Origin of the sequence: Salinicoccus kekensis (genome assembly GCF_900220995.1) — a bacterium.
Classification (GTDB): domain Bacteria; phylum Bacillota; class Bacilli; order Staphylococcales; family Salinicoccaceae; genus Lacicoccus; species Lacicoccus kekensis.
In genome coordinates this window covers 822,511-845,231 of record NZ_OBQF01000001.1, presented here as the reverse complement: position 1 = coordinate 845,231, position 22,721 = coordinate 822,511, and the positions used below count along the sequence as shown (strand labels likewise).

The 22,721-nt window shown below is 49.0% G+C and carries 22 protein-coding genes and 1 riboswitch; of the genes, 12 read left to right on the top strand and 10 right to left on the bottom strand.

Features of this window, described 5'->3' with window-relative positions; genetic code table 11:
- The first annotated feature begins 9 nt into the window (after window positions 1-9).
- Together menB and menE are read left to right on the top strand one after the other, a co-directional pair.
- Entirely contained in the window at window positions 10-828 is an 819-nt protein-coding gene (gene menB / locus CRN96_RS04185) for a 1,4-dihydroxy-2-naphthoyl-CoA synthase (RefSeq protein WP_097039439.1), read from the top strand.
- A gap of 43 nt (window positions 829-871) precedes the next feature.
- Complete coding sequence (menE, locus tag CRN96_RS04180) at window positions 872-2,269, top strand: o-succinylbenzoate--CoA ligase (protein ID WP_097039437.1); 1,398 nt, start codon at window positions 872-874, stop codon at window positions 2,267-2,269.
- Here menE and yidD read toward each other — a convergent pair.
- The gene (gene yidD, locus CRN96_RS04175) at window positions 2,266-2,514 is read right to left on the bottom strand and encodes a membrane protein insertion efficiency factor YidD (protein WP_097039435.1); all 249 of its coding nucleotides are present in this window, start codon (window positions 2,512-2,514) and stop codon (window positions 2,266-2,268) included. The two genes, menE and yidD, sit on opposite strands and share 4 nt — an antisense overlap.
- Window positions 2,515-2,597: 83 nt before the next feature.
- Here yidD and CRN96_RS04170 point away from each other — a divergent pair, with 83 nt between their 5' ends.
- The gene (locus CRN96_RS04170) at window positions 2,598-3,056 is read left to right on the top strand and encodes an NUDIX domain-containing protein (protein ID WP_097039434.1); all 459 of its coding nucleotides are present in this window, start codon (window positions 2,598-2,600) and stop codon (window positions 3,054-3,056) included.
- A 319-nt stretch (window positions 3,057-3,375) separates the two neighbouring features.
- On the opposite strand, the gene CRN96_RS04160 is transcribed toward CRN96_RS04170, so the two are convergent.
- From CRN96_RS04160 to pckA, 4 genes are all read right to left on the bottom strand, one after another.
- The gene (locus tag CRN96_RS04160) at window positions 3,376-4,293 is read right to left on the bottom strand and encodes a glycine betaine ABC transporter substrate-binding protein (RefSeq protein WP_097039430.1); all 918 of its coding nucleotides are present in this window, start codon (window positions 4,291-4,293) and stop codon (window positions 3,376-3,378) included.
- A gap of 22 nt (window positions 4,294-4,315) precedes the next feature.
- The gene (locus CRN96_RS04155) at window positions 4,316-5,155 is read right to left on the bottom strand and encodes an ABC transporter permease (protein WP_097039428.1); all 840 of its coding nucleotides are present in this window, start codon (window positions 5,153-5,155) and stop codon (window positions 4,316-4,318) included.
- Complete coding sequence (locus CRN96_RS04150) at window positions 5,145-6,185, bottom strand: quaternary amine ABC transporter ATP-binding protein (RefSeq protein WP_097039426.1); 1,041 nt, start codon at window positions 6,183-6,185, stop codon at window positions 5,145-5,147. The genes CRN96_RS04155 and CRN96_RS04150 overlap by 11 nt, the downstream gene beginning before the upstream one ends.
- A gap of 222 nt (window positions 6,186-6,407) precedes the next feature.
- Window positions 6,408-7,982 carry a phosphoenolpyruvate carboxykinase (ATP) gene (gene pckA / locus CRN96_RS04145; RefSeq protein WP_097039424.1) on the bottom strand — a complete coding sequence of 525 codons (1,575 nt, stop codon included), beginning with the start codon at window positions 7,980-7,982 and terminating at the stop codon, window positions 6,408-6,410.
- Window positions 7,983-8,267: 285 nt separating this feature from the next.
- On the opposite strand from pckA, the gene CRN96_RS04140 reads away from it, so the two are divergent.
- Together CRN96_RS04140 and metK are read left to right on the top strand one after the other, a co-directional pair.
- Complete coding sequence (locus CRN96_RS04140; RefSeq protein WP_245844536.1) at window positions 8,268-9,041, top strand: Ltp family lipoprotein; 774 nt, start codon at window positions 8,268-8,270, stop codon at window positions 9,039-9,041.
- 57 nt (window positions 9,042-9,098) lie between these two features.
- Window positions 9,099-9,202: riboswitch (SAM riboswitch) on the top strand.
- Window positions 9,203-9,290: 88 nt separating this feature from the next.
- A complete protein-coding gene (gene metK / locus CRN96_RS04135; protein WP_097039422.1) occupies window positions 9,291-10,472 on the top strand; it encodes a methionine adenosyltransferase in 1,182 nt (393 codons plus the stop codon).
- Between the two features lie 54 nt (window positions 10,473-10,526).
- Here metK and CRN96_RS04130 read toward each other — a convergent pair whose 3' ends face one another.
- The gene (locus tag CRN96_RS04130; protein ID WP_097039420.1) at window positions 10,527-10,724 is read right to left on the bottom strand and encodes a hypothetical protein; all 198 of its coding nucleotides are present in this window, start codon (window positions 10,722-10,724) and stop codon (window positions 10,527-10,529) included.
- A gap of 328 nt (window positions 10,725-11,052) precedes the next feature.
- On the opposite strand from CRN96_RS04130, the gene CRN96_RS04125 reads away from it, so the two are divergent.
- The 3 genes from CRN96_RS04125 (at window position 11,053) to CRN96_RS04115 (ending at window position 15,157) form a co-directional block, all read left to right on the top strand.
- Window positions 11,053-11,961 (top strand): nuclease-related domain-containing protein, encoded by a 909-nt coding sequence (locus CRN96_RS04125; RefSeq protein WP_097039418.1) that lies wholly within the window; start codon window positions 11,053-11,055, stop codon window positions 11,959-11,961.
- 187 nt (window positions 11,962-12,148) lie between these two features.
- Window positions 12,149-13,675: an ATP-binding protein gene (locus CRN96_RS04120; RefSeq protein ID WP_097039416.1), complete on the top strand. Its 1,527-nt coding sequence runs from the start codon at window positions 12,149-12,151 to the stop codon at window positions 13,673-13,675.
- 69 nt (window positions 13,676-13,744) lie between these two features.
- Window positions 13,745-15,157, top strand: a complete 1,413-nt coding sequence (locus CRN96_RS04115) for an FAD/NAD(P)-binding protein (protein ID WP_097039414.1) — start codon at window positions 13,745-13,747, stop codon at window positions 15,155-15,157.
- Window positions 15,158-15,186: 29 nt separating this feature from the next.
- Here CRN96_RS04115 and CRN96_RS04110 read toward each other — a convergent pair whose 3' ends face one another.
- Together CRN96_RS04110 and CRN96_RS04105 are read right to left on the bottom strand one after the other, a co-directional pair.
- Window positions 15,187-16,176, bottom strand: coding sequence for a proline dehydrogenase family protein (locus CRN96_RS04110; RefSeq protein WP_097039412.1), 990 nt, complete (start codon window positions 16,174-16,176; stop codon window positions 15,187-15,189).
- A gap of 123 nt (window positions 16,177-16,299) precedes the next feature.
- Window positions 16,300-16,803: a gamma carbonic anhydrase gene (locus CRN96_RS04105; RefSeq protein ID WP_097039410.1), complete on the bottom strand. Its 504-nt coding sequence runs from the start codon at window positions 16,801-16,803 to the stop codon at window positions 16,300-16,302.
- 82 nt (window positions 16,804-16,885) lie between these two features.
- On the opposite strand from CRN96_RS04105, the gene CRN96_RS04100 reads away from it, so the two are divergent.
- Complete coding sequence (locus tag CRN96_RS04100) at window positions 16,886-17,686, top strand: alpha/beta hydrolase (RefSeq protein ID WP_097039408.1); 801 nt, start codon at window positions 16,886-16,888, stop codon at window positions 17,684-17,686.
- Window positions 17,687-17,698: 12 nt separating this feature from the next.
- On the opposite strand, the gene mnmM is transcribed toward CRN96_RS04100, so the two are convergent.
- Entirely contained in the window at window positions 17,699-18,256 is a 558-nt protein-coding gene (mnmM, locus tag CRN96_RS04095) for a tRNA 5-(aminomethyl)-2-thiouridylate-methyltransferase MnmM (protein WP_097039406.1), read from the bottom strand.
- A 103-nt stretch (window positions 18,257-18,359) separates the two neighbouring features.
- Between mnmM and CRN96_RS04090 the strand changes: the two genes are divergently transcribed.
- Window positions 18,360-18,827 carry a methylated-DNA--[protein]-cysteine S-methyltransferase gene (locus tag CRN96_RS04090; RefSeq protein ID WP_097039404.1) on the top strand — a complete coding sequence of 156 codons (468 nt, stop codon included), beginning with the start codon at window positions 18,360-18,362 and terminating at the stop codon, window positions 18,825-18,827.
- A gap of 266 nt (window positions 18,828-19,093) precedes the next feature.
- A complete protein-coding gene (gene leuS, locus CRN96_RS04085) occupies window positions 19,094-21,508 on the top strand; it encodes a leucine--tRNA ligase (protein ID WP_097039402.1) in 2,415 nt (804 codons plus the stop codon).
- Between the two features lie 30 nt (window positions 21,509-21,538).
- Here the strand turns inward: leuS and CRN96_RS04080 are convergent, their stop codons facing one another.
- Complete coding sequence (locus CRN96_RS04080; protein WP_245844535.1) at window positions 21,539-22,072, bottom strand: DUF421 domain-containing protein; 534 nt, start codon at window positions 22,070-22,072, stop codon at window positions 21,539-21,541.
- A gap of 169 nt (window positions 22,073-22,241) precedes the next feature.
- Between CRN96_RS04080 and CRN96_RS04075 the strand changes: the two genes are divergently transcribed.
- Entirely contained in the window at window positions 22,242-22,565 is a 324-nt protein-coding gene (locus CRN96_RS04075) for an antibiotic biosynthesis monooxygenase (RefSeq protein ID WP_097039400.1), read from the top strand.
- Window positions 22,566-22,721: the final 156 nt, after the last annotated feature.

Below are 22,721 nucleotides of genomic sequence, written 5' to 3'. Positions count from 1 at the left end.
CAAATGATTATGGCAGTAGAATGGCAAACGTTAAAAGAATACAGAGAGATAAAATATGAGTATTACAACGGCATCGGCAAGATCACGATCAACCGTCCGGAAGTGCGCAATGCATTCACACCGCTCACGGTCCAGGAGATGATCGATGCATTCACCCGTGCACGCGACAACCAGGATATCAGCGTCATCATTTTAACTGGTGAAGGCGACCTTGCATTCTGTTCAGGCGGGGACCAGAAAGTGCGCGGTCACGGCGGTTACGTCGGGGAAGATGAGATTCCGAGACTGAACGTACTCGACCTTCAAAGGCTGATCCGCGTCATCCCGAAACCGGTTGTGGCAATGGTTGCAGGTTATGCGATCGGCGGCGGCCATGTGCTCCATGTCGTCTGTGACCTGACGATTGCTGCTGACAATGCAAGATTCGGACAGACCGGTCCAAAAGTCGGTTCATTCGATGCAGGATACGGCTCAGGATACCTCGCAAGAATCGTCGGACATAAGAAAGCACGCGAAATCTGGTACTTATGCCGCCAGTATAATGCGGACGAGGCGCTTGAAATGGGTCTTGTCAACACGGTGGTGCCGCTTGAGAGCCTGGAAGATGAAACGATCAAGTGGTGTGAGCAGATGATGGAACACTCACCGACTGCACTCCGTTTCCTGAAAGCTGCCATGAACGCCGACACGGACGGCCTCGCCGGCCTCCAGCAGATGGCGGGCGATGCGACACTTCTGTACTATACGACGGAAGAGGCGAAAGAAGGCCGCGATGCATTCAAAGAGAAAAGGAAACCGGATTTCGATCAATTCCCGAAATTCCCGTAAAAATCAAACCCATCCGAGCGATGGGTTTTTTGAGGTGTCCAATATGGAGAACTGGCTGAAAACGGCAAGTGAAGCGGCGCCGGAGAAAACCGCCGTCAAGTTCAATTCCGAAACAATCACATATGAAGCACTGTACAGGGAGGCGCAGACCCTTGCCGACAGGATAAAGTCCCTCGGCGAGGACAGAATCGGTGTCTTCATCTACAACTCACCCGAATCATTGAAGCTCATCCATGCAATGATGCAGGCCCGCGTCGAGATGGTTTTCATCAATACAAGGCTCACGCCCCATGAAATCAGGCAGCAATTGAATGATGTCGGCGTCAAGATGATCATAGCGACAAAACCGCTTGAGATGAAAGGCTTTGAAGTGGTCCGTTTTGAGACGTTGTATGATCTGGCGCCTGTCCCACTGGAAGAGCGTCCCATCAACGGGGATGATATACTCTCCATCATGTTCACATCAGGGACGACGGGCCGGGCAAAGGCCGTCAAGCAGACGTATTCCAACCATTACGCCTCCGCCAAAGGCTGTGAGAAGAGGTTCGGATATGGTGCAGACAGTGTATGGCTGCAGGTAAACCCGATCTTCCATATCTCCGGCCTGTCTATTGTATTGAGGTGCGTCATCGCACAGTGCACGAACATCCTCGTGGATAAATTCGATGAGGAGAAGATTTTTAAATTGCTGAAAGACGAAAAAGTTACACATACGAGCCTCGTACCCGTAATGCTGCAGCGGCTGTTGAAAGCCGGCAGCGACTTTGGAGAAAATCTTGAAGGGATACTGCTTGGCGGGGCGGGTGTGACGAAAAAAGTGCTCAAGGAAGCACTCGATAACGGGCTCCCGGTATACAACTCATTCGGCATGACGGAGACGTGCTCGCAGATCGTCTCGATTCCTTACACTGATGGGAAAATCCTGGACGGTACCGTCGGAAAGGCGCTTCACAATGTCGAGTTGAAAGTGGATGCAGGCGGTGAACTGCTGGTGAGGGCGGAAAATGTCACCCCCGGATATTTGAATGCCGATATGGAGACGGTGGACGGTTATTTCAGGACCGGCGATCTCGCCCGGCTGGATGAAGAAGGGTATCTTTATATACTGGACCGGCGGAAAGACTTGATCATCAGCGGTGGAGAAAACATCTATCCAAAAGAGATTGAGGACAGGGTGCATGAAGTGGACGGCGTGGAGACCTGCGTCGTCATAAAAGCACAGGATGTGCAGTGGGGCGAGACCCCGGTCCTCCTGGTCCAGGGTGATGCCGGGATCAAAGAGGATATCCTGAAGCATCTCACGGAGACGCTCGCAAGATATAAGATGCCGAGTGAAATTCATTTCGTTGATGAAGTCATCATGACATCGACGGGCAAAGTCTCCCGGCAGAAAAATTATGAAAAGTATATAAAAAATCACCAGTCCGGGAGGCCGGACTAGTGATTTGATTTGCCGTCGGGATAATTTTTGGGGTTCAAGGGTACAGGATCATAGCCGCCCGGATGGAACGGATGGCATTTCAGGATGCGCTTCACAGCCATGTAGCTGCCCTTCAGCGCCCCGTGTTCCTGAACCGCTTCTATGCCGTAATTGCTGCATGTCGGGTTAAACCTGCATGAAGGCGGGAACATCGGCGAGATGGCTTTTTGATAGAAACGGAAGACATATATGACTATCTTTTTCATGATTTCACCAGATTTTTTATTATTTTATACATAATAATGATAAAGGGTATACCGAGATTAGGCAAATAAAGGATGCTGATGATATGAAGGAATTTACGGATTTTGAAGGCAGAAGAGTGACATTCACTGAAGAGCGGCTGGATGATACGGGACATGTGCTGGCAATACCGAAGTTCAATCAGAAATACTTGTTCACCCGCCATAAAGTCCGCGGCGTGGAATTCCCCGGCGGAAAAGTCGAAGCGGGGGAGACGCCGGAAGAAGCGGTGCAGCGGGAGCTGTTCGAGGAGACCGGCGCTTCCGTGGAGGATTTGAAATTCATCGGGACCTACACAGTGCATGCGGAAAAGCCGTTCAACAAGGCCGTCTTCTATGTTGAAGTGCGCGACCTCTCCTTCAGGTGCGAATATATGGAGACCCACGGCCCCGAGACTTTTGACGCCGTCGACGACATCCCGGGTGAGGAGAGAAGTGTGCTTCTGGAAGATGAGTGCATCCGGTATTTATATGAAGAGAGCCAGGGAAATGTATTCTTTAGATAATGGGTTTTCCGATTTGAAGGGGAATAAATATTCCCGCAGATCGGAATTCCGTTTGAAAAGCGATTTGCACACCTGTAATTTGAGGCTCAAATCGGATATGCTTGGGCAAACCGATCTCACGGGATAAATAAAGGCCTGCAAATCGGATACACTCATAAAAACCGATTTCAGGCAGCAAATCAAGCGCTTCAAATCGGATTAGACAATAAAAACCGATCACACGCGCTGGAAATTTCCGTTCAAATCGCATAAATGATAAATACAGAAACGATCAAAAAAATCCCCTGACATCTCAAACGGATGTCAGGGGATCTTTATTTTACTCAGTCCACTCTGATATTAGATCGGCGTTGTCTTCAACCCATGTTTCAGCAGCTTCCTGTGGAGAAGCACCCTGCTCGATTTCAAGCATCACTTCTTCCATGTGGTCAGTTTCCCAATGGAAATTATCGAGTACACTGTACGCATGCGGGCTGTCTGCTTCAAGGTCTTCTCTTACGATCGTGTTGATCGTCTCAGCTTCCCCGAATGAGCCTTCCGGATCTTCAAGGTATTTGAGGTCGAATTCCTGGAACTTCCAGTGTGGTGACCATCCGGTCACGACGATCTCTTCACCGTTCTCAACCGCGCTTCTGAGCTCAGTCGCCATTGCGCCTGATGATGAAGTCTGGACTTCCCAGTCACTCAAGTTTTCGTAATCTTCGTCAACGGCTCTTTCAGCTGCCTGGACGACGCCTGCACCTGGTTCGATGCCCGTCACGGTCTGACCTGCTTCATCGCCGAGGTCGGCGATTGAATCGACAGGGAAGTCTTCAGGGACGACCATGCCGATTGCCGCACCTTCAAGGTTCGGCCCGAGGTCGATAATGTCGCCTTCGTATTCTTCGTACAGGTTACCGTGTGTCAGCGGCAGCCATGCACTGACCATCGCATCCGCCTCATCCGTTGCGATGGACTGCCACATCACTGCGTTGTCCAAAGGTGTGATTTCAACGTTGTAGCCTTCATCCTGCAGGACTTTCTGGATCACGTGTGTGGATGCGATTTCCGAATCCCACTCCACATATGAAAGTGTGAGGTCTTCCTCGCCAAGATCGCCTGATGCTTCAGAACCTTCTTCTCCGGTGTTGTCTGCACTGTCTTCTTCGCCAGTGTCTGTTTCCGCGCCCTCATCACCACATGCAGCAAGCACGAGTGTCAGAGCGGCTGTAAGAAATAAAAGATGCCATTTCTTCATAATGAATCCTCCTGTATATATTTTATTTATTTGTACTGCCGGACTGGGTGAATCGGTCAATGATGATTGCCAATATGACGATTCCAAGTCCCGCAACAAATCCTGGTCCAACTTGAGCCCTTTGGAGCGAGCTCAATACTTCTGTACCTAATCCCGGCGCACCGATCATGGATGCGATGACGACCATCGAAAGTGCAAGCATGATCGTCTGGTTGATGCCCGCCATGATGGACGGGCTTGCGAGGGGCAGCTGCACTTTGAGCAGTTTCTGCATTGGTGTGGTACCGAATGAGTCACTTGCTTCATTCAATTCCGTCGAAATCTGCCTGATGCCGAGGTTGGTCAATCTGATCGTCGGCGGTGAAGCGAAAATCACCGATGCAAACACACCGGGCACCATGCCGATACCGAAAAATGCCACTGCCGGTATCAGGTAGACGAATGCCGGCATCGTCTGCATCAGATCGAGTATCGGTTTCATGATCGTTTCAAAAATGTCGCTCTTCGACATCAATATGCCGAGCGGCACACCGATCACGATCGATATCAATCCACTGATGATGACGAGCGTCGTCGTATCAATGAAGTTCTCCCATAATCCCTGGTTCTGTATGAACAGAAGGCCGATGCCTATAAGGATGGGGGAGAGGATCTTCTTCTTCATGAAGATGACTGACAGGCCCATCACAATCAGGATGAATATTATAGGCGGTATAAACTCCAGTATATTGATGATCCAACCCATCAAAGTCCCGAGATAGTTGTTGATCGGATCGAAAATGAAGTCGAAGGCGCTGGTGACCCATCTGACAAAGTCAGAAGTCCATTCTGAAAGGGGGAGGCGGGGGAGATTATCTAACATCTTCTTCCACCTCATTTCCTATGGATAAAACTTCGAATACCTTCTCGAACTCCACGATGCCGGCGACTTCGCCTTTATCCTTCACAGTGAGTTCCCTGACGCCGTTCTTGAATGAATAATAAGATTCATATAAGAGGGCTTCGGCATCTATTGCCGGGTTGGCATCGGTGTTTTCCTGCGGATTCGCCGGACGCATGATGTGTTTGACTTTCAACACTTTCGAACGGTCGATGTCCTTCACGAAAGCTTTGACATAGTCATTGGCCGGATTGGTCACTATTTCCTCAGGTGTGCCGACCTGCGCGATTTCCCCGTCCTTCATCAAGGCGATGCGGTCCCCGATGCTCAGCGCTTCATCGAGATCATGGGTGATGAAGACGATGGTCTTCTGCATCTTCTGCTGAAGCTGGAGCAATTCTCCCTGCATCTCTTTCCGGATCAGGGGATCGAGGGCGGAGAACGCTTCGTCCATCAGCAGAATATCGGTGTCGCTTGCGAGCGCTCGGGCGAGTCCCACACGCTGCTGCATGCCGCCCGACAGCTGGTTCGGCTTCTGGTTCTCATAACCGCCGAGGCCGACCAGCTCAAGCGCATGCCGCGCTTTTTCAAGACGTTCTTTTTTCGGAATGCTGCGCACCTCAAGGCCGAATGCCGCATTCTCCAATATACTCTTGAAAGGGAAGAGGGCGAAGTTCTGGAAAACCATGCTCAAGTTTTCCCTTCTGAAATTCCTCAGTTCCCCGGCGCTCAGTTTCGCAACATTTTTCCCTTTGATCATCAAATCACCGACGGTCGGCTCGATCAAACGGTTGATCAGCCGGATCAAGGTCGACTTGCCGCTGCCCGACAGGCCCATGACGACGAAGACTTCACCTTGTTCGATTGCCAGATTCGCGGATTTTACAGCGACGGTGGCGCCGGTCGCATCCAGAATTTCATCTTTGGATGCATTATTATGTAATAACTGTTCCACTTCTTTGGTGTATGTCCCAAACACTTTGGTGACATTTTTAATTTCTATCACACTCAAAATACCCATTCCTTAATTAAGCTTTTCAATGCTTTATTTTTTGTACGACATTATCAACGTTAACATAACGGAATATATTAAGCAAACCACCTAATATATGGTTCTATAATATTTATATGTAATGCACTTTGTAAAAGTAACCTAAGTGGATGGATTTCCACATGTAATGTAAAAACCCATCTGAGAAAACTCAGATGGGTTTCATATTATTTAAAGGTGTTATTAGAATCCGCCTTTTTCAGCGATTTCTTTTGATTCTTCACCGAATTTGGAGAAGTTTTCCTTGAACAGATCTTTCAGTTTGTTCGCACGCTCGTCATAGCCGTCTTCATCCAGCCATGTATTTTTAGGCATCAGCAGTTCGTCGGGTACACCTGTAATCGTGACAGGGACATTCAGGCCGAACACTTCATCCTTTTCGAATTCGCCGAGTTCAAGCTCTCCGCTGATTGCGCGGCGGATCATCGTGCGTGTATGTTTAAGGTCCATGCGGCGTCCGACGCCGTAACCGCCGCCGGTCCATCCGGTGTTCACCAGGTAGACGTTCACGTCATGTTTTTCAATCAGACGGCCGAGCATTTTCGCATAGACGGTCGCTTCTAATGGAAGGAACGGTGAACCGAAGCAGGAAGAGAATACCGGCTGCGGCTCTGTGACACCTCTTTCAGTACCTGCAAGCTTGGAAGTGAAGCCGCTTAAGAAATGGTACATCGACTGATCACGGTCGAGCTTGCTGATCGGAGGAAGCACACCGAAAGCATCTGCCGTCAGGAAGATGATCGTCTGCGGATGGCCGGCCACTGAAGGGATGCGTGCATTGTCGATATGGTGGAGCGGGTAGGCTGCACGTGTGTTTTCAGTCAGTGAATTATCCTCATAGTCCGGTGCGCCGTCTTCATCGAGGACGACGTTCTCAAGAACTGCACCGAACCGGATGGCGCCGTGAATCTCAGGTTCTTTTTCCGCTGAGAGGTCGATGGTCTTCGCATAACAGCCGCCTTCGATGTTGAAGACGCCTTCGTCGTTCCAGCCGTGCTCGTCGTCACCGATCAGGTCACGGTGGGGATCGGCTGATAATGTCGTCTTGCCTGTCCCGGACAAGCCGAAGAACAAAGCGACATCCTTATTTTCGCCGACGTTTGCAGAGCAGTGCATGCTCATGACACCCTGCTCCGGAAGCAGATAGTTCATGATCGAGAAGATGGATTTCTTCATTTCGCCGGCATATTCCGTACCGCCGATCAGGATGATGCCCTTTTTAAGGGAGACGATGACGAATGCCTCTGAGTTTGTACCATCCGTTTCAGGATCGGCCTTGAAGTTCGGTGCGGAGACGATGGTGAATTCAGGATCGATATTCAAGGCTTCCTTTTTGGTGTCCGGACGGATGAAGAGGTTTTGTACGAAAAGGTTGTGCCAGCTGAACTCATTGATGACCTGCAGGTTCAGGCGTGTGCGTTCGTCAGCCCCTGCATAACCTTTGAATACGAATGTCTCATCTTTGCTGTTCAGATGATCAATCACTTTTTCGAAGAGATTGTCGAATACTTCTTCGGAAATGGGCTGGTTCACTTCACCCCAGTCGATTTTATGGTCCGAAACATTATCTTCAACGATGAAGCGGTCTTTGGGACTGCGCCCGGTGTACTTTCCAGTTTCTGCCCTGAGTGCGCCTGTGTCCGTCAGTGCGCCTTCGCCTCTTCTGAGTGAAGCGGTGACCAGATGGGGAGTGGAAAGTTGAACTTTTGTGGTATCTTTGGATACCAGCTTGGAAATTAATTCAGAATGGTTGACCATATGTATGCCTCCAGGAGTAGAATTTGATGACTATTCGCAAATAGTATAACACATTATCAAATGATGTAACACATTAAAAATGGGACTATTCACGTTTACCTTTCATCATACTATCTGTGAAATAAAATGTTAAGATAACCTTTTATAAAAGATACATTTTATACTTATTATATAATAATATTAATTCATTATTCGTAATATTTGAAATAAAAGGATATTCCCTCTTACTTCACAAATAAAATGCTATATACTTATATGTAAATATTTAGAAGGGGAGTAAAAGTCATGAAAAAATTCTTTGTAGGATCAGGGCTTGGAATAATGATACTTTTAAGCGGCTGCAGCCCTGAAGCGGAATCTGATACCGCAACTGATGAAGTGTCTGAAGCACTCGCTGAGACAGAAGCTGAAAACGAGCAGTTGAATGAAGAGATCGGAAACCTGGAAGAAGAAAACCAGGAATTGAGGGATCAGGCTGAAGAAGCTGCCGGCGGTGAAGGTGATGATGAAGAAATTACTGGACTGCAGAATGAGAATGAAGAGCTTCAAGAAATGAATTCCGAACTGCAGGAGGAAAATGAGGCCCTGGCGTCTGAAGTCGAAGATTTGGAAACGGAAAACGATGAATTGAACGGCAAGATCGCATCATTGGAAGAGGACATTTCTTCCCTCCACGCAGAAGAGGATGAAGCTGAGGCAGACCTCGGCACCGGTGATATCGGTGACACTGAGGAAGCGGCATCGGGGGATGACGTGCCGGCGGAATGGCAGGCGGCGCTTGACAGTGCCTATACGTATGCGGAAATCATGCATATGTCAAAAGCCGGCATCTACGATCAGCTCGTCTCTGAATACGGCGAGAATTTCCCGGCTGAAGCAGCACAGTATGCTGTGGACACCATGGAGTGGGACTGGAATGCGAATGCATTGGAGTCTGCAAAGTCTTACAGGGAAATCATGAGCATGTCGAACGCCGCGATATATGACCAGCTGATATCGGAATACGGGGAGCAGTTCACGGCCGAAGAGGCGCAGTATGCCGTGGATAACCTGGACTGAGAAAACTGATCCTCTTGTATTGTCGCAGCCATTCTAGTATATTATAACCTGAGTTATCTCTTATCCAGAGCAGGTGGAGGGAACAGACCCGTTGAAGCCCAGCAACCTCTTTTTATTAAAGAAAGGTGCTAAAGAACGCAGAGTATTCTGAGCGATAAGGGGAAGAGCGGAGTCTTTTCTCTATGTTTGAGAAAAGACTTTATTTTGTTTTAAGAGATAGCCAATAACTTAAAGGAGCAATATACAAAAATGGGCGAAAGAATTTTATTTACATCGGAATCGGTGACCGAAGGTCATCCTGATAAAATAGCGGACCAGATTTCGGATGCGATTCTGGATGAAATCCTCACACGGGATAAGGATGCGCGTGTGGCATGTGAGACGGTGGTCAACACAGGTCTTGCACTGATCGTCGGTGAAATCAGCACCGAGACTTACGTGGACATCCCCAAAATCGTGAGGGAGACGGTGAAGGGCATCGGCTACATCGATGCAAAATACGGTTATGATTACAAGACGATGTCGGTCCTGACAGGCATCGATGAGCAGTCTGAAGATATCGCAGTCGGTGTGGATAATGCGATAGAGACGAGGAAGACCGATGAAGTGACGACAGGGGCAGGGGACCAGGGCCTCATGTTCGGCTATGCATCAAATGAAACTTCTGAACTGATGCCGCTGCCGATCTCCCTTGCACATAAGCTGTCCAAGCAGCTGGCTGAAGTCAGGAAGAACGGCTCACTCGATTACTTGAGGCCGGACGGCAAGACGCAGGTGACGGTCGAATATGATGAGGAAGATAATGTGAAGCGGGTGGATACCATCGTCATCTCCACGCAGCACAGTGAGGGCGTTTCGACTCAGCAGATTTACGATGACCTGCTTGAGCACGTCATTGAAGCGGTGGTGCCGCAGCATCTTCTTGATTCGGAAACGCGTTACTTCATCAATCCGACAGGCAGGTTCGTCATCGGCGGACCCCAGGGTGACGCGGGCCTGACCGGCCGGAAGATCATCGTGGACACTTACGGCGGGTATGCACGCCACGGCGGCGGCGCATTCAGCGGAAAAGACCCGACGAAAGTCGACCGTTCGGCTGCCTATGCTGCCAGGTACATCGCAAAGAACATCGTGGCAAGCGGCATATGTGATAAATGTGAGATACAGCTCGCATACGCCATCGGCGTCAGCCAGCCTGTATCCATTGCAGTCGACACTTTCGGCACTTCGGATATCAGTGAAACGGAAATCGTCGAGGCGATCCGTGCACTGTTCGACTTATCACCGGACGGCATCATTGAAATGCTGGATCTGAAGCGGCCGATCTACAAGGACACGGCAAGCTACGGCCATTTCGGGCGTGAAGATCTGGACGCACCGTGGGAAGCAGTGGACAAGGTCGCATATATAAAAGAATATTTAAACCGTTGAACACAAAAATAAACCCGAGGGATTTTCCCTCGGGTTTTAATTTCATGGAAGAGATTAAGCTTCGTCGTCTTCCTCTTCTTCTTCTTCCTCTTCTTCTTCAGCTGGATCTTCAGTTGCAGGATCCTCAGCGCCTTCTTCCATTGCTGGATCTTCTGCTGCCGGATCTTCCTCTTCTTCTTCTCCGCCGCCACATGCTCCAAGTACGAGTACTGACGCAAGTCCGCCTGCCATTAGATATTTCTTCAAGTCCATAGTAAAAGCCTCCTAATTTTATTTCCTAATATATTTTATGGGTAATACCTGCTGACTCTCTTTGTCTATGCAGCAAGTTATATCTATATTACCCATGTTGAACCCATTAAAACATATATTCATATATTTGTTAAACGAAAAGGTGGAAAAATCACTTTTTGAAAGTAGAAATTTTCAATCTCTTGAGGGAATTCTGTCAATGATCATCAAAGATTGTGAGGGGCTGCACCCGATAATTTTTATCTTTTCTGTCGAAAACCACTTGCAGTATTGTTATAATATCAATGGAAAAGATTTGTGGAATTATAATCGGATAGGAGATATGCGAATGAACACAGAAATTTTTACAGACCCGGTTTTTATAGCGGTTGCTGCATTGCTGGTTATTCTGGCAATCGTATTTTTGGTCTATTATTTAAAGCACCGCAATGATATCAGCAAGGTCCAGAACTCATATGAAGATCAGAAGAAATCCCTGGTCGATAAATATGAAAGTGAACTTGAAGAAGAGCACCTGACTCGTAAAAAAGAAGTTTCAACGCTCAATGAGAAATATCATAACGATACGAGTCTTTTGAACAATAAACTCACGAGTCTCCACCAGTTCACGGTGGATAAGGGAGAATATCTGACAGATCTGGCTTTGTTCCAGCTGAAGGAGAAACTGGTCAGGGAAGAAAAGATCCGCAGCTCGGATATGCTGATTTTATCGAACGTCTTCCTCCCGAGCCGTAACTACACGAACACCCGCAAAATCGATCATCTCGTGCTGACCCGTACCGGGCTGTACCTGATCGACTCAAGGTACTGGAGCGGGCATATCCTTCACGGTGTGAACGAGAATAACTTCGAAGAATTACCATATATTGAATCTTTCTTCGAGCTCCTCGACCTCGATAAGAGGCAGGAACAGACCCTTATCTTCGATAAAGCGGATGACAGCAATATTTCGGTCAACCACTATAATCAGGTGATTGATGAAACGAGAATTTCTGCCGAGAAGCTCCGGAACATCCTGAAGCTCCAGTATGATGTGGTGCCGATGATCTACTTCAATCCAAAAGATGGCGGCGGATATTCCATCGCAAATTATTCGGAGGATGACAGTGTGAAAGTTCTGGTCGGAAAAGAGGAATTGGAGGAATTCTTCCTCAAATATATTTTCCATGGCAGATTCCAGTATACGGTGAAGGAACTTGCGGAAATTGAAGATGCAATCCTGTCACTGAACCCTTGATTTCCATACACGGACAAAAACCCTGTACTTCATGTACGGGGTTTTGTCATATGAAAAAGTACACTGTGAAATTTAATTACCTTATTCCATTACAGGGTACTGGTAAGAAGGCTTCCCTCATGGATGGTCATCCTCGAGGAGATGCCTTCAACCAATAATTACGAGTCGGAGAAGGAGATGACATACGATGCAAAAAGAACTGAATTTGAAGGAGATGCTCGCTCATCATCCAACTGAAGCGTACGGGGCGGGCATAAGTACATACAGCCTTGCGTTGGAAGCGTGGCGGCGGGGGATACAGGTGAAATTCATGACTGTCTTTGTCAAAAATGAACTGAAAATCCGTCATAAGCTGTTGTACGGCGGCAAAGAATATAAATTCCAGCTGTCGCTCGGGGATAAAGTGGCAAAAGAAGCGAGAAAAATAGGTAAGAGCAAATCTTTGACGAAGGAATATTTAACGGCAGCAGGGGTCTCAGTCCCTGAAGGGAAAGTACTCAAGGTGAAAAATGCCGATTATACGGAGATCTGTGATTTCGCTGATACCCTCGGTTATCCGGTGATCATAAAACCGGCGCATGCGAGCCTGACCATCGGCGTACATACGAATCTCACCGACAGGGCATCCCTCACCGCTGCACTGGACCATGTCCATGGGGATCTGGGGTATACCGACATCATCATAGAGCGTCATGCCGCGGGTTTTGATACGCGTGCATACGTCATTGAAGATCAGGTCATTGCCGCATTCAAAAGGGTGCCGGCGAATATAACAGGAGACGGTGAGAGTGCCGTTGGTGAATTGATAGAATTGAAGAACCGGGAGCGCAGGATGAACCCGCACTTGAAAAGCAGTCAGATTGAGATCAATGATGATCTGGTCAGTTTTGTGGAAAGCCAGGGATACACCTTCACTTCCATTCCGAAAAAAGGTGAAAGGATCAATTTGACCAGCAGCACTTTCGCAAAAGACGCATCAGACACTGTGGATATCACCGATGATATGACGGAAGACTACAAAGCGACTGCAGTCAATGCGGTGAAGAGCATCCCGGGGATGAACATGGCCGGGGTGGACATCATCATGGATGAGGAACAGGACTCGAACAAGGTGCTGGAAATCAACTGCAGGCCGGACATCGGCGGACATTTATTCCCGGTGGAAGGGAAATTCAGGGATGTGCCCGGGGCGATCATCGATTACTATTTTCCCGAGACTGCCGGTTTGGACAAAGGAAGAAACGAGTATTTCATCTTTGACTATGACAGGATCATCAATTTCATGAGGAAGGGCACGGCGAGGGAAGTCACCCTGCCGCCGCTGCCGAAGGAAGGGATTGAACTCAGGGAACTGACACTGGAAGGCGACGTGGACCGTTACAGGAAGGAGATATTCAACGCCGCCGCCGGACACAGGCTCGGCGGCAGGATGAGGAAACTCGATGACGGCAGGACACAGTTGATCGCTGCGGGTACTGAGAAGCATTTGACAGATTTCCTCCTCTTTCTTCTGGGGTTCACCCCGAAACTTCATATAGAAGTGACTTCGGAAAATGAATGGGATACACTGCTCATGTATAGATTCGAAGTGCCTGAAGGCATGGAGCCTGATGATGCAGGCGGCTTTAAAAATGATATTGATGAGATGAAGCGGGCCATCGAGGCATTACAAAAAGAAGTGGCCGGATTGAAGAAGGCAGGTCATGAGAACTGACTTGCATGAAATCTTTGAAGTGATGCTGCAATAATATTCATCTGGCAATTTTGCAGGGAGGCAAAAAAAATGAGTCTGAGAATAGCGATCATAGGCGGAGGTGTCGCCGGTGTCAATATCACCCGGCAGCTCATTTCACATCATGGCTCCCATGATGGCTGGAAAATCGACATTTATGATACCGAGGAGAAGATGGGGCGGGGCAAGCCGTATATGGATGACAACGAACATCTTCTGCTCAATATACCGACTGATGAGATGAGGATCACCGATGACGGTGATTTCACGGACTGGCTGAAAGCCCGGTCGCTCCCCGTACATGACTACAATCCGAGGAAACATTTCGGCGCGTACTCTCTGGATCTATTCCGGGGGCTCACGGCTTCAAATGAAGGCGTCCGTCCCATCTTCGGGGAAGTCACCGACATCATATATGATGCCGAAGAGGCTTCCTACAGGGTGGATACAGACACCTCTTCTGAAAAATATGACCTTGTATTTCTGGCAATGGGGCAGATGGGTTATGCAGACCCTTACGGCCTGGAAGGCATGGAAAAGTTCGTCCATGACCCTTATCCCGTCAAGGCACGCCTGCAAGACGCCGATGGAAAAATCGGCATCCTCGGCACCGGATTGTCAGCGATCGACTGTGTCAGATACCTGCTGCTGGAAAGGGGGAAGGACCGGGTACATCTCTTTTCGCGAAGCGGGGACATGCCTTCCGTACGCGGAAAGAGCCATCAATTTGAAATCCGGCATTTCACAGAGGAAGCGCTGGATGCCTTGATGGAAGATGATCTGATTCCACTGGAAGCGGTCGTTACATTGTTCAGAAGGGAAATGGCTGCACAAAACATTGAAGAATCCCTTTTTTACAGGCACTCCGGCAATACGCTTGAAGATTTGAAATATGATATTGCCAACAGCGGTCAAGTCGGGAAACTGCAATATCTCATCATTGCGCTGAATCCTTTATTCAGCAGGGTTTTTCCCTACTTTTCAAAAAAAGATAAAGAGATTTTCATGGAGGAGATCCATCCTTACATCGATAAAAATCATTCTCCGATGCCCGCAGAAGTGGCGGAGCAGCTGGTGGAATGGGCCGATGCAGGGCGGATTAAAATAATAGACGATATCAGTGAAGTACGGTCTGACGGGGATTTCACCGTCAGGACGGATGATGCATCATACGGAATCGACTGGCTGATCAACGCGACAGGGCCGGAAAAGGATATCACCAAAGAAGGTTCGCCCGTAATCGCCAATATGCTGGACCGCATGCTGATCGCACCCGGCAGCCTCGGCGGTATACTGGTCGACAGGAGGCACCGGGTGATCAGCCCGAGGTACGGCACTCTGAACGGCATATATGCCATCGGCCACCTGACATTCGATTCGGATTATCTGTCAAACACGGTCCGCATCCTCGTTGAAAACATCAACAGAATGGTGGATGGGGCGATGGAGGATTTGGATAAATAAAACCCCCGCATCTGCGGGGGTTTCTTCTATTATTGATTTTTGACGAGCCTGTAGGCGGCAAGGAGTGCACCGGAAGCGGCAAGCACTGCAGCACCGGTCTGGACCCGCTTGTCTTTCGTCACACCTTTTAAGACAAGGTTGATGTTTTGCGGCCTTTCTGCAAGACGTCGCATGAAGTATGCATACCAGTCCTTGCCGAACGGCAGGTAGACGACCGTCCTGTAGCCGCGGGACACAAGGTTCCTCTGGTAGTCCTTCCTGAACCCGTATAACATCTGAAACTCAAAAGAGTCATCGGGGATATCATTTTCTTTGATGAAGTCGATCGTCTCTTCTATTATATTGTGGTCATGCGTCGCGATCGAAGTGTAGCCGCTGCCTTCCAGCAGATGGGTCTTGATCAGCCTCATATATGCCGCATCAATATCCTTCTTCGCCTGGAAAGCGACTTCCGGTGCCTCTTTATATGCGCCTTTTACGAGACGCAGGCGCATATCCTTATATTTGATGATGTCTTCCCTTGAATTGAATAAGTATGACTGGATCACCGTGCCGACGTTATCGAATTCCTCCCTCACCGTATCAAGGAGGCGGATGGTATCGTCATATGACGCATAATTCTCCATATCCAGATTGATGAACATGTCCGCCTGCTTCGCCACAGTGAGGATCTCCCTCACATTCTGAAGGCAGAAGTCATAGTCGATGTGCAGGCCGATCTGCGATAATTTGACCGAGCCGTGGGCATCCAGCCCATGTTCGTCGATCGCTTTGATCATTTCTATGATATTGCCTTTTTCCTGGAGCGCTTCCGATTTTTCGGTGATGAACTCGCCAAGGTTGTCGAATGTGACGCCCATGCCCTGGCCGTTCAAATCCTTGATGCGCTCAATCGTGTCTTCGACTTTGATGCCGCCGACCACTTTGTCGGCGCCGAATTTCAGGCCGATTTTTTTTGTTGCCTCATTGAGTACTTTATTTTCTGAAAGATGTATGAAAAAATCTCGTAATACTGGCATAAAACCTCTCCTACTTTAATTATATTCAGTATCCCATATCAATATACAGTCTACCCGTAAAGCCAAAGCGGTAACATTAAAATCATGAAAAATATTGTATAAATTTAGAATTTTTAAAGCGTGCTATTTTTTATAGTGGGGGATGTGGCCGGTGTATGTCTCATTGATCCGCTGCATTTCCTTTATGTCAGCCTCAGTCAGATCCCTCACCACTTTTGCGGGTCTCCCGAACGCAAGCTTCCCAGGCGGGATTCTGGTGCCCGGCGTGACCAGGCTTCCGGCGCCGATGAAGGCCCCTTCGCCAATTTCGGCCCCGTCCAGGATGGTGGAATCCATGCCGATCAATGCGTTGTCCGCGATCGTGCAGCTGTGCAGCGTCACTTTATGGCCGACGGTGACATGGTCCCCGATAGTGAGGGGCATGTCCGGTGATTCATGCAGGACGGAGAGGTCCTGGATGTTGCTGTGCCGGCCGATCCTGATGGGTGCGATGTCCCCCCTCAGCACGCTGCCGAACCAGACCGAAGCATATTCTCCGATGACGACATCCCCGATGACCGTTGCGTTCGGGGCTACAAAAGCGCTTTCATCAATCTGTGGTTCAATTCCTTTGTAATCGAGTATCATTTGCACTATCCTTTCATTCAATTGTTGTTATAATAATTGTATCATAGTGACTTATAAAAGGACTGAAGGAGACTTGCGTTAAATGTGGAAATGGGAAACGGAATATGAACCGAAAGGTGTCGTCGTCGTCATACATGATATGCTTGAACACCATGAGTACTACACCGGCCTGATCAGCCAGCTGAGAAATGCAAACTATCATGTCGTCACCGGTGATCTGCCGGGGCACGGACAGACCACAAGGGTTCATAAAGGACACATCACCGATTTCTATCAATATATCGACCGGGTGATGGAATGGTTTGAAATGACCAGGGGCTACCGGCTGCCCACGTTCGTCATCGGGCAGGGCCTCGGCGGACTGATTGCGATAGAATTGATCAAACAGCATAATATTCATATTGACGGGATTGCACTGTTGAATCCGTTGTTATCATTCAAACAGTCGTTCATCAACCGCAAGAATACCCTGATCACGAGTGTCAGGACTTCGAGCGATGAAACCAGGTTCAACCCCGGCATCAGCATGAAGGACTTCACGACCGATAAAAACTATCTGGACCGCTACGAGAACGATGAGCTGATCGTGGGCAAAGTCAGCTACCACTGGTATAAGACCGTGATCAACCAGATGAAGAACACCACTGAAAACATGGATGAATTCCCCGATGTACCGGTCCTCGCCATATTCACAGAAGGCAATGAAATCATCGAACCGTTCATATCGGCGAATTATGTAAAGAAGATCGAGAATAAAGATCTCCATATCATCATGCTGGACAGTGAAGACCACAGCATCTTCCAGCGCGAGAATATAGAAATCCCATTCTATCACCTGGAGAAGTTCTTCGATGCCCAGCTGTTCAGGATCGGACTGCTTTAAAAAGGGGTTTCGTCAGGTCTTATGAGCCTTCTCCACACACAGTATGAAGGGTGCATTGTTCCTCTGGTTGATGAAGCGGTACTCGAGTATGTCCGCTGCTTCCTGCGGGAATCCGGACAGGTATCTATAGAGTGCATCCCTCTCCTCTTTCCCTTTTTCATGCCCGTGGTAGACGACGATGACGATGCGGCCGCCGGGCTTCAACAGTTCAAAGAGCTGACTGATTGCTTCGATGGTCGATTCACCTTCCGTCGTGATGGACTTATCGCCCCGCGGCAGGTAGCCCAGATTGAACATGACGGCCTGGATGGACGTTTCGATATATTTTTCGGCACGGGCGTGCGAATCGTGTATGAATTCGATGTTGCCGGATCCATTGGTCAGTTCCCGGGCATTGTCGATTGCAGCCTTCTGTATGTCGAAGCTGTACACTTTTCCGGCGGGCCCCGTCAATTCTGAGAGGAATTTTGTATCATGGCCGTTGCCGCATGTAGCGTCGACGACCGTATCACCGGGGGAGACAGCCTCCTCCATCAGTTTTTTGGCGGCCGGCAGTATTTTCATGAGCATATGATCACCTCGTAAAGATGATACCATATCAGTTGCGGGGCATTCCTACAAAATATAAAGTTTTTATTATGAAGACGAAGTTCAGTTTAAGGGGGGGAAGTGGATGGAAGAGACAATCTATTACGACAGTCCGGTCGGATGGCTCGAGATACGGAGTGCAGACGGGGAGATCACCGGTCTGGATTATAAGGATGCACCAGGGGAGCAGGGCAGCGGTAATGATGTCCTCAACCGGTGCAGAGAAGAACTTCGTGAGTACTTCGATGGAGAGCGGACGGTATTCACCGTGCCGGTGAACTTATCTTTCAAAGGGACGAAATTCCAGCAGAAAGTATGGAATGAACTGAGAAAATTACCTTACGGACAGACCATCAGCTATAAGGCGCTGGCACTCAGGTGCGGCGGCGTCAATTACTCGAGGGCGGTGGCGAATGCCAACGGGAAGAACCCGGTCTCAATCATCGTCCCATGCCACAGGGTGATTTCCAGCGACGGCACCCTCGGCGGCTATACGGGCGGGCTGGATAAGAAATCGACGCTGCTCACGATTGAAGGGCTGCAGCTCATATAATTCCTGATTATGCTTGCTAATATTTTTCAAATGACATATATTAGTACTTGTACAGAAGTAGTAGTATGACACTGTTCCAAGAGAACCGGTGGTGGTGTGAACCGGCAGCAGTGCAGTATGAACTCGTCTGTATACCATTCAACTGAATATTCAAGAGATGCACTTTCAAAGTGAATGCGGGTGGTACCGCGGTCAGATAGATCGTCCCATGTTTTTATGAACATGGGATTTTTATATACTTTTTTACATACAATAGGAGGAGCCAAATGACTTATAACCACAGAGAAATCGAGAAAAAATGGCAGGAATACTGGGAAACCAACAAGACATTCAAAACCGAGGAAGAATATGATAAGAAGAAGTTCTACGCACTGGACATGTTCCCGTATCCGTCCGGTTCAGGGCTTCATGTGGGGCACCCGGAAGGTTATACGGCGACCGACATCGTCTCAAGGATGAAGCGGATGCAGGGTTATAATGTCCTCCACCCGATGGGCTGGGATGCATTCGGCCTCCCTGCAGAGCAGTATGCCATCGATACCGGCAATGATATCCGCGAATTCAATAAGAAGAATATCGATAATTTCCGCCGTCAGATCAAAGAGCTCGGCTTCAGCTATGACTGGGACCGCGAAATCGATACGACGGATGCCCATTACTACAAATGGACACAGTGGATATTCATCCAGCTCTACAATAAAGGGCTTGCATATATAGACGAAGTACCTGTGAACTGGTGTGAGGCGCTTGGCACAGTGCTTGCGAACGAAGAAGTCATCGACGGGTTGTCTGAACGCGGCGGCCACCCGGTGGTCAGGAAGCCGATGAGGCAGTGGATGCTCAAGATCACCGAATATGCCGACCGTCTGCTCGAAGATCTTGATGACCTCGACTGGCCGGAGTCGCTTAAAGATATGCAGCGCAACTGGATCGGCAAATCCGAAGGTGCAAACATCGATTTCAAGATAGAGGACACCGATGAGCAGTTCACGGCGTTCACTACACGTCCGGATACGATCTACGGGGCGACTTACGCCGTTTTTGCACCTGAGCATAAGCTCGTGGAAAAGATCACGACCGACGCGCAGAAGGATGCAGTGAAGGCCTATCAGGATAAGGCAGCGATGAAGAGTGAGCTCGAACGGACAGATCTTGCCAAGGATAAGTCGGGCGTCTTCACAGGCGCTTATGCAATCAACCCGTTCAACGGTGAAAGGCTGCCGATCTGGATTTCGGATTACGTGCTCGCTTCATACGGTACAGGTGCAATCATGGCCGTACCGGCGCATGACCAGCGTGACTATGAATTCGCAACCAAGTTCGACCTGCCGATCGTTGAAGTGGTCGAGGGCGGTAACATCAACGAGGAAGCCTACACAGGCAACGGCCCGCATATCAATTCAGGCGAGCTCGACGGACTCGAGACGGAAGAGGCCATTGAAAAGTCGCTTGAAATACTGGAAGAGAAAAATTACGGTGAGAAGAAGACCACCTATAAACTCCGCGACTGGCTGTTCTCACGTCAGCGTTACTGGGGCGAACCGATTCCGGTGATCCACTGGGAGGACGGCACGATGTCCACAGTGCCTGAAGATGAGCTCCCGCTCGAACTGCCGGTGATGGATGCGATCAAGCCGTCCGGCACGGGCGAATCACCGCTCGCAAACAATCCGGAATGGGTGGAAGTCGTGAGGGAGGACGGTGTCAAAGGGCGCCGCGAGACGAACACGATGCCCCAGTGGGCCGGCAGCTGCTGGTACTACCTCAGGTTCATCGACCCTCATAATGAAGAGGCGCTTGCAGATCCTGAGAAATTGAAACACTGGCTGCCGGTCGACCTCTATATCGGCGGGGCGGAGCATGCGGTGCTGCACCTGCTGTATGCGCGTTTCTGGCACAAAGTGCTCTACGATCTCGGCATCGTCCATACGAAAGAGCCGTTCCAGAAATTGTTCAACCAGGGCATGATCCTCGGTGAAGGCAACGAGAAGATGAGCAAATCCAAAGGGAATGTCATCAATCCGGATGATATCGTCTATTCACATGGTGCAGATACACTGCGTATGTATGAAATGTTCATGGGGCCGCTTGATGCATCTATCGCATGGAGCACCACCGGCCTTGACGGTTCCAGGCGCTTCCTTGACCGCGTATGGCGCCTCGTCATCAATGAAGATACCGGCGAAGTCAATGCGAAGATCGTGGATAAGGACACACCGGACCTCGATAAAGTCTATAACGAGACGGTGAAGAAAGTGACCGAGGATTATACGAACCTCGACTTCAACACGGCCATTTCACAGATGATGGTATTTGTGAATGAGTGTTATAAGAAAGAAGAAGTCTCAAAGACTTATGTCGAAGGTTTCGTGAAGATGCTTTCCGCCATCGCACCGCACATCGGCGAGGAATTATGGGACAGGCTCGGAAACACCGGTACGGTCGCATATGCGGAATGGCCGGAATACGATGAAGCCAAACTCGTTGAAGAGGAAGTGGAAATCGTCATCCAGGTCAATGGCAAAGTGAAAGAGAAGCGGAATGTACCCGCTGATGCATCGAAGGAAGATCTTGAAAGGATCGCAATCGAATCCAACAGGATCCAGGATGACATCCGGGACAAGACCATCCGGAAAGTGATCGTCGTACCGGGCAAACTCGTGAATATAGTCGCAAACTAAAAAAGTGAAGCGGGATCTTTGGATCCCGCTTCACTTTTTTACATGTTTCATGATGTCATTTTCATCATTTTCCGAAGGGCCGTCACTTTTTGGGATCACGGAGATGCTCCCGTCACTCTCCAGGATGACCGCCTGGACTTTTTCAAGGTTGGCGGTTCCGCTTGCCCGCACCGCCTGATGGACTTCAGATTTGTTCAGCCGTTCTTTCTTCAGATTTTCCTCAAGGTACTGATCCTTGTAAAAGAGCAGCCTGGGGTCGGATTTGACCACATCATCGAACCTGTCGCTCGCCAGTGTGAACCTCGTGATCAAATACTGCATAAGGACGAGCACCAGATAGGCGGTGACGCCCTGAAGCAGCGACACGCTGCTGTCGAGGATGATTGTTGCAAGTATCGAGCCGAGGGCCACCGTCACGATGAAGTCGAAGGCATTCAGCTGGGATAATGTACGCTTGCCGCTGACTCTTACGATGACGACCAGGGCGATATAGGCGAGCAGGCCGACGACCAGCGTGCGCAGTATGGTTTCATAATCACCTAAAAACATATCTTCAAATGACATATGTACGCTCCTTTGGGGTTTTATTCTGGAAATTGCACTTTAAAGCCAATTCCTTTATAACATCATGTTCAAACTTTTCACCGTCGCTTTTTCGTAACCTTTGATATAAGGCGTGCCGGTGAATATATGATATTGTTTATGTAGATATATCATGAAAGGATGAGTATGAATGATCAAAGTGGTGAACGCATTGAGCATCAAGAAGGGCCGGATCGATGAGGTTGCGGTGAGGTTCCAGGAACCGAAGGCCGTCCATACTTTTGAAGGCTTTGAACTGATGGAAGTGCTGAAGAACGAAAAGCTTGAAGATCACGATGAACTGCTGGTCGCGACGACGTGGAAAGACCATGCATCCTTTGAGGCATGGAGGGACAGCAGGAAGAACCAGAAAGCCCACGGTTCAAAACCGTCCGGGGAGAAACTTGCGGACAATCCGATCATAGATAATGAAATACGCATTTATGACATCGCCTACCGGCACCTGCCGGAATAAGAACAGACCCCGCAGTTCAAGTGAGCTGCGGGGTTTATTTGCAGGGGAGCGCAGATGGGGCGGGTCTGATTTCGCAACATTGGCGAGGTTTTTATCCGAAGGTTGCGGATTTTGGCTCTGATTTCGCAACGTTGCCCGGGTTACCATCCGAAGATT

Bases quoted from the DNA above. Each gene is read 5' to 3' on its own strand.
- pckA (WP_097039424.1), bottom strand. From the start codon at position 7,982: ATGGTCAACCATTCTGAATTAATTTCCAAGCTGGTATCCAAAGATACC.
- CRN96_RS04100 (WP_097039408.1), top strand. From the start codon at position 16,886: ATGTGGAAATGGGAAACGGAATATGAACCGAAAGGTGTCGTCGTCGTC.
- CRN96_RS04140 (WP_245844536.1), top strand. From the start codon at position 8,268: ATGAAAAAATTCTTTGTAGGATCAGGGCTTGGAATAATGATACTTTTA.
- CRN96_RS04160 (WP_097039430.1), bottom strand. From the start codon at position 4,293: ATGAAGAAATGGCATCTTTTATTTCTTACAGCCGCTCTGACACTCGTG.
- leuS (WP_097039402.1), top strand. From the start codon at position 19,094: ATGACTTATAACCACAGAGAAATCGAGAAAAAATGGCAGGAATACTGG.
- CRN96_RS04130 (WP_097039420.1), bottom strand. From the start codon at position 10,724: ATGGACTTGAAGAAATATCTAATGGCAGGCGGACTTGCGTCAGTACTC.
- metK (WP_097039422.1), top strand. From the start codon at position 9,291: ATGGGCGAAAGAATTTTATTTACATCGGAATCGGTGACCGAAGGTCAT.
- CRN96_RS04170 (WP_097039434.1), top strand. From the start codon at position 2,598: ATGAAGGAATTTACGGATTTTGAAGGCAGAAGAGTGACATTCACTGAA.
- CRN96_RS04125 (WP_097039418.1), top strand. From the start codon at position 11,053: ATGAACACAGAAATTTTTACAGACCCGGTTTTTATAGCGGTTGCTGCA.
- CRN96_RS04155 (WP_097039428.1), bottom strand. From the start codon at position 5,155: ATGTTAGATAATCTCCCCCGCCTCCCCCTTTCAGAATGGACTTCTGAC.
- menE (WP_097039437.1), top strand. From the start codon at position 872: ATGGAGAACTGGCTGAAAACGGCAAGTGAAGCGGCGCCGGAGAAAACC.
- CRN96_RS04105 (WP_097039410.1), bottom strand. From the start codon at position 16,803: ATGATACTCGATTACAAAGGAATTGAACCACAGATTGATGAAAGCGCT.
- CRN96_RS04120 (WP_097039416.1), top strand. From the start codon at position 12,149: ATGCAAAAAGAACTGAATTTGAAGGAGATGCTCGCTCATCATCCAACT.
- CRN96_RS04075 (WP_097039400.1), top strand. From the start codon at position 22,242: ATGATCAAAGTGGTGAACGCATTGAGCATCAAGAAGGGCCGGATCGAT.
- CRN96_RS04090 (WP_097039404.1), top strand. From the start codon at position 18,360: ATGGAAGAGACAATCTATTACGACAGTCCGGTCGGATGGCTCGAGATA.
- menB (WP_097039439.1), top strand. From the start codon at position 10: ATGGCAGTAGAATGGCAAACGTTAAAAGAATACAGAGAGATAAAATAT.
- yidD (WP_097039435.1), bottom strand. From the start codon at position 2,514: ATGAAAAAGATAGTCATATATGTCTTCCGTTTCTATCAAAAAGCCATC.
- CRN96_RS04115 (WP_097039414.1), top strand. From the start codon at position 13,745: ATGAGTCTGAGAATAGCGATCATAGGCGGAGGTGTCGCCGGTGTCAAT.
- CRN96_RS04110 (WP_097039412.1), bottom strand. From the start codon at position 16,176: ATGCCAGTATTACGAGATTTTTTCATACATCTTTCAGAAAATAAAGTA.
- mnmM (WP_097039406.1), bottom strand. From the start codon at position 18,256: ATGCTCATGAAAATACTGCCGGCCGCCAAAAAACTGATGGAGGAGGCT.
- CRN96_RS04080 (WP_245844535.1), bottom strand. From the start codon at position 22,072: ATGTCATTTGAAGATATGTTTTTAGGTGATTATGAAACCATACTGCGC.